This is a genomic window from Microbacterium umsixpiens (assembly GCF_053543675.1).
In genome coordinates this window covers 1-4,920 of sequence record NZ_JBLVOH010000113.1, presented here as the reverse complement: position 1 = coordinate 4,920, position 4,920 = coordinate 1, and the positions used below count along the sequence as shown (strand labels likewise).

Annotated in this window: 6 protein-coding genes; 2 read left to right on the top strand and 4 right to left on the bottom strand. The window is 70.5% G+C overall.

What is annotated here, in order from left to right; genetic code table 11:
• On the bottom strand, positions 1 to 365 hold a 365-nt coding region (locus tag ACNPM4_RS11270), incomplete at its 3' end, for a helix-turn-helix transcriptional regulator (RefSeq protein ID WP_448985768.1).
• Between the two features lie 68 nt (positions 366 to 433).
• Here ACNPM4_RS11270 and ACNPM4_RS11265 point away from each other — a divergent pair.
• Complete coding sequence (locus tag ACNPM4_RS11265; protein WP_448985767.1) at positions 434 to 1,582, top strand: epoxide hydrolase family protein; 1,149 nt, start codon at positions 434 to 436, stop codon at positions 1,580 to 1,582.
• A 54-nt stretch (positions 1,583 to 1,636) separates the two neighbouring features.
• Here ACNPM4_RS11265 and ACNPM4_RS11260 read toward each other — a convergent pair whose 3' ends face one another.
• The 3 genes from ACNPM4_RS11260 to ACNPM4_RS11250 form a co-directional block, all read right to left on the bottom strand.
• Positions 1,637 to 2,062, bottom strand: coding sequence for a DUF1801 domain-containing protein (locus tag ACNPM4_RS11260; protein ID WP_448985766.1), 426 nt, complete (start codon positions 2,060 to 2,062; stop codon positions 1,637 to 1,639).
• Positions 2,059 to 2,631, bottom strand: coding sequence for an HhH-GPD-type base excision DNA repair protein (locus tag ACNPM4_RS11255; RefSeq protein WP_400857575.1), 573 nt, complete (start codon positions 2,629 to 2,631; stop codon positions 2,059 to 2,061). Before ACNPM4_RS11255 ends, ACNPM4_RS11260 begins: the two co-directional genes overlap by 4 nt.
• A 120-nt stretch (positions 2,632 to 2,751) precedes the next feature.
• The gene (locus ACNPM4_RS11250; RefSeq protein ID WP_448985765.1) at positions 2,752 to 4,053 is read right to left on the bottom strand and encodes a glutamyl-tRNA reductase; all 1,302 of its coding nucleotides are present in this window, start codon (positions 4,051 to 4,053) and stop codon (positions 2,752 to 2,754) included.
• An 87-nt stretch (positions 4,054 to 4,140) separates the two neighbouring features.
• Here ACNPM4_RS11250 and ACNPM4_RS11245 point away from each other — a divergent pair.
• Positions 4,141 to 4,920: uroporphyrinogen decarboxylase family protein (locus ACNPM4_RS11245; RefSeq protein ID WP_448985764.1), on the top strand; the 780-nt coding region annotated here is incomplete at its 3' end.

The following is a 4,920-nucleotide window of genomic DNA, read 5'->3' as shown; positions in this document are numbered from 1 at the left end:
CGCAGGGCGTCGACCGTGGGGCGCAGGTGCGACGGCAGCACCTGTTCCAGCTTGGCGAGGGCCCTGCTGCCCGACTCGGCGATGCCCGTGATCCCGGCCGCCGCGCGGAGACCGACGGTGACGGCCACCGCCTCCTCGTCGTCGAGCAGCAGGGGCGGCAGCTTTCCTCCTGCACCGAGCCGGTAGCCGCCGACGGACCCTCGCGTGGCGTCGACGGGATAGCCGAGGTCGCGCAGCCGCTCGATGTCGTGTCGCACGGTACGCGCCGAGACGCCGAGACGCGACGCGAGGTCGCTTCCGGAGCGCTCCGGACCGGTCTGCAAGAGGGCCAGCAACGCGAGCAGACGAGCGGTCGGGTCGGCCATCGGAACTCCTCGAAAGTGATCTGTTTATTAGGAACGAATCCAACCTAATGCCCTTCTACCTTCGAGATATGGAAAACACGACGCTCGCCTTCCGCCCCTTCACCGTCTCGGTCTCCGCCACCGAGGTCGCCGATCTCCAGGATCGCCTCGCCCGCACCCGTCTTCCGCAGCCGTCGCCGACGGACGACTGGGATGCCGGCACCCCCAACTCCTACCTGCGCGAGGCCGTCGCCGCCTGGCGAGACTTCGACTGGGCCGCGGCCCAGGAGCGGATCAACGCGGTCCCGCACTTCACCACCGAGATCGACGGCCAGACCATCCACTTCCTCCACGTGCGCTCGGCTCACGAGGGTGCGACGCCGCTGCTCCTCGCGCACACCTACCCCGGTTCGTCGGTCGACTACCTCGACCTGATCGACCGGCTCGTTGACCCGGTGGCTCACGGCGGTCGAGCCGAAGACGCCTTCGACGTCGTGATCCCGGATGCTCCGGGCTACGGCTTCTCGCAGCCTCTGGCCGCGGCGGGCTGGACGGTCGGTCGGGTCGCCGCGGCGTACGACCGCCTCATGCGCGGGCTCGGATACGACAGCTACGGCATCCACGGCTCCGACAACGGCGCGATGGTGGCCCGTGAGCTGGGGCTGCTCGAGCCCGCAGGCTTCCTCGGACTCCACGTGCTGCAGCTGTTCTCCTTCCCCTCGGGCGACCCGGCGGAGTTCGAGAAGCTGGAGCCTGCGGACTACGCCGGCCTCGAGCACATGCAGTGGTTCCAGTCCGTCGGCGGCTACAACACGATGAACGCCTCGCGCCCGCAGACGGTGTCGGTGGGACTCAGCGACTCCCCGGTCGGGCTGCTCGCCTACAGCGAGCTGTTCAACTCGTTCGGCAACGGCACCTCGCTCGTGCCGCTCGAGAAGATCCTGCTCGAGGTCAGCGTGAACTGGTTCGCGAACGCGGCCTCGGGCATGAGCCGCAGCTACCTGGAGAACGCCAGGGCGGATGCCGCGGCAGAGGGCGCCGAGCCGCGGATCAATGCCGCACGGACCGGGGTCGCCGTGTTCGCGGACGACTTCCAGACGATCCGGGTCTTCGCCGAGCGCGACAACACGAACATCGTGCACTGGAGCCGCTTCGACGAGGGCGGACACTTCGCCGCCCTGGAGCGTCCGGACCTGCTGGCCGACGACATCCGCGCATTCTTCTCAGCGCAGGCCTGATCCCGCACACTGCAGACCCGTCCGTGCCGCTGCCGCACGGGCGGGTCTCGCGTGTCAACCGGTGACGGTGAGCTGCACCTCGGGGGTGCCGCCGGCTTCGACCCACGCCAGCGAGCGTTCGAGGATGCCGCGGAGCACGTCGAGGTCGACCTGCTCCAGGTCCTTGATGTACAGGCATCCGACGCCGGTCGTATGCGGGCCGAGCTCGGCGAGAGCCTCGGAGTGGGCACCGACGCCGTCGAAGAGGTAGATCGTGGTCGCGGCCTTGCGGGGTGCGAAGCCGAGCAGTCCGCTGTCGCCCTCGGTGCCGGTCGGGTAGCGGTAGTGGCACGAACCGAAGCCGATGATCGTGCCCCAGGTCTCCGGTTCGCGTCCGGTGATCTCCTGCATGAGTGCGGTCAGCGTCTCGGCGTCCCGGCGTCGGACGGCGGGGGAGGAGCGGGCGATGAGTCCCGCGACATCATCCCCCGTGGGCTTCACTTCGGAGCCTTCGCCGCAGCCTTCATGGCCTTCTTGTGCTCGCGCACCTTCGTGAGCGACTCGGGAGAGACGATGTCGGCGACGCTGCGATACGAGCCGTCTTCGCCGTAGGGAGCGGATGCCTCGCGCCAGCCCTCGCCCGTGAAGCCGTACTGCTTGCCCAGCAGAGCCAGGAAGATCTTCGCCTTCTGTTCGCCGAATCCGGGAAGGGCTTTCAGGCGCTTCAGCACCTCGGGGCCGTCCGGGTCGCCCTCGGTCCAGAGGGCAGCGGCGTCGCCGTCCCAGTCATCGACGAGCGTCTGGCACAGCGTCTGCACGCGCGTCGCCATCGACCCGGGGAAGCGGTGCACGGCCGGGGTCTGCCGGAAAGCCTCGAGGAACTCGTCGGGAGCCATGTGCGCGATGGTCGCGGCATCCGCCGCTCCGGTGCGCTGCTCGATCTTGAGCGGACCGGCGAACGCGGTCTCCATGGGGACCTGCTGATCCAGCAGCATCCCCACCAGCAGGGCGAGCGGATTGTCGGTCAGCAGCTCGTCGGCGGCGGTGTCTCCGGTGATGTGAAGGGCCATGCCTCCAGTGTCGCACCCTGCGGTCGAGGCACGCATCGATCGGCTGATCGCGCGTGCTTCGGCCATTCGGGCGCGAAACGGCCGAGGGAACTGCAGAAGGCCGCGGAAAGCGCGAGCGACTCAGGCGGTGGCTGCGTCGTCCGCGGCAGACGCGTCGGCCTCGGGCGCGATGCCGTACAGGGCGGCGAGCGCCGCGGTGAACTCGTCGGCGCGGCCGGCGGCGGCGAGCTCGTGAGCGCGCACGGTCGGCGTGTGCAGGAGCACGCCCGAGAGGTGACGCAGAGCCTGTTCCACCTTGCCGTCCTCATCGCCGCGCGCACGGGCACGGTCGATCTCGCGCTCGAGCAGCTCGAAGATGTGCGAGCGGAGTGCGACGACCGACGGGGTCACGCTCTGGCGGGAGCCGACCACATGGAAGGTCTCCGCGGCCTCACGGACGACGCTGCGTGCGGCATCCGTCGCCTGCAGCTCTTCGAGCGGCGCGTGCAGACGGATGGTCTCGAGGTCGAGCAGGGCGACACCCTCGAGGGCCGCGACGGCGGGGTCGACGTTGCGCGGCATGCCGAGGTCGACCACGAGCCGACTGTGGGCGCCGACCGGGCAGCCCGCGACGACGGCGGCGACCGGGAGCTGCAGGTGCTCCGGGCCGAGAACGGGCTCCGTCGCCGTGGTGCAGGTGATCAGCAGGCTCGAGTGCGCGGCGGTGCGGGCGTACTCGTCGGCGGCGACCGGACGGATGCCGTGCTTCGCGGCGAACACCGCGGCGCGGCCGGAGGGGGAGTACACCGAGATGTCGACGGCGCCGCGCTCGCGGAGCGTGGCGAGGGTGACCGCCGCGTAGGCGCCGGTGCCGACCAGCAGCACCCGCTCGGCGGACCAATCCGCGATGCGGCTGTCGGCCAGCTCGAGAGCGAGGCGCACGAGCGAGCGGCCGGCGCGGCCGAGCGCGGTGACGTTCTTGACCTTGCGCTGCGCCTGGCTGGCGCGCTGGAAGAGGCGCTCGAGCTCGGGCGAGGTGGTGCCGTCCTTGCGAGCGGACTTCAGAGCGCGGCGCACCTGACCGGCGATCTCGCCCTCGCCCGAGACGACGGATTCGAGGCCGGAGGCGACGGAGAAGAGATGCTCGGCCACGCGGCGGCCCGAGTGCACCGTGTAGGCGCCGTCGAGTTCGGTGGCGGGGATGCCGGTGGCGGACTCGACCGCCTCGATGACCGCTTCGACGCCGATGGCACCGGCCGCGGTGAGCGGTTCGTCCATTTCCACGTACGCCTCGAACCGGTTGCACGTCGCGAGGACAACGGCACCCTGCACACACGGCGTCATGCCCACGATGGTGGGAGCGACGTCGTCGGGGGTGCGGCTCAGGCGTTCGAGCAGTTCGAAGGAGGCGGTCTTGTGACTCGCCGTGACACACAGCAGCACAGATCGATAGTACCGGAGAGCGTGGCGACCGGGATTCGACCGGGCGAACTCGGCGGCCGCATAAGGGCGGAATGGGAGGATGGGGGCATGGCCCTCTCCGACGCTCCGCTCCTGCGCGCCCTCGCAGGCGACCGCCCCGCCCATGCTCCGGTGTGGTTCATGCGGCAGGCCGGCAGGTCGCTCCCCGAGTACCGCGACCTGCGCGTCGGGACCCGGATGCTCGACGCCTGCCTCACGCCCGACCTCGCCGCTGAGATCACGCTGCAGCCGGTACGCCGCCACGGGGTGGATGCGGCCGTCTTCTTCAGTGACATCGTCATCCCGCTGCGCCTCGCCGGGGTCGACGTCGAGATCGAGCCGGGGCGTGGGCCGGTGTTCGCGAACCCGGTGCGCACCGCATCCGACGTCGATCGCATCACGGCCATCGACCCCGACGGCCTCGACGGCACGGCGATCGCCGAGGCCGTGCGCCTCGTCACGGCCGAGCTCGGCGACACCCCGCTGATCGGTTTCGCGGGTGCCCCCTTCACTCTCGCGGCCTACCTCGTCGAGGGCGGCCCCTCCAAGGAGCACCTGCGTGCACGGGGCATGATGCACTCCGACCCCGACTCGTGGAACCGTCTCGCCGGCTGGCTCGCGAAGGTCTCGCGCCGCTTCCTCGAGACCCAGCGCGATGCCGGGGCATCCGTCGTGCAGCTCTTCGACAGCTGGGCCGGCTCGCTGAGCACCGCGGACTACCGCGCCTTCGTCGCCCCGCACTCCCGCGCGGCACTCGAGGGCATCGGCCTGCCGACCATCCACTTCGGTGTCGGCACGGGGCCGTTCCTCGCCGACATGCGCCTCGACGGCATCGCCGACGGTGTCGGC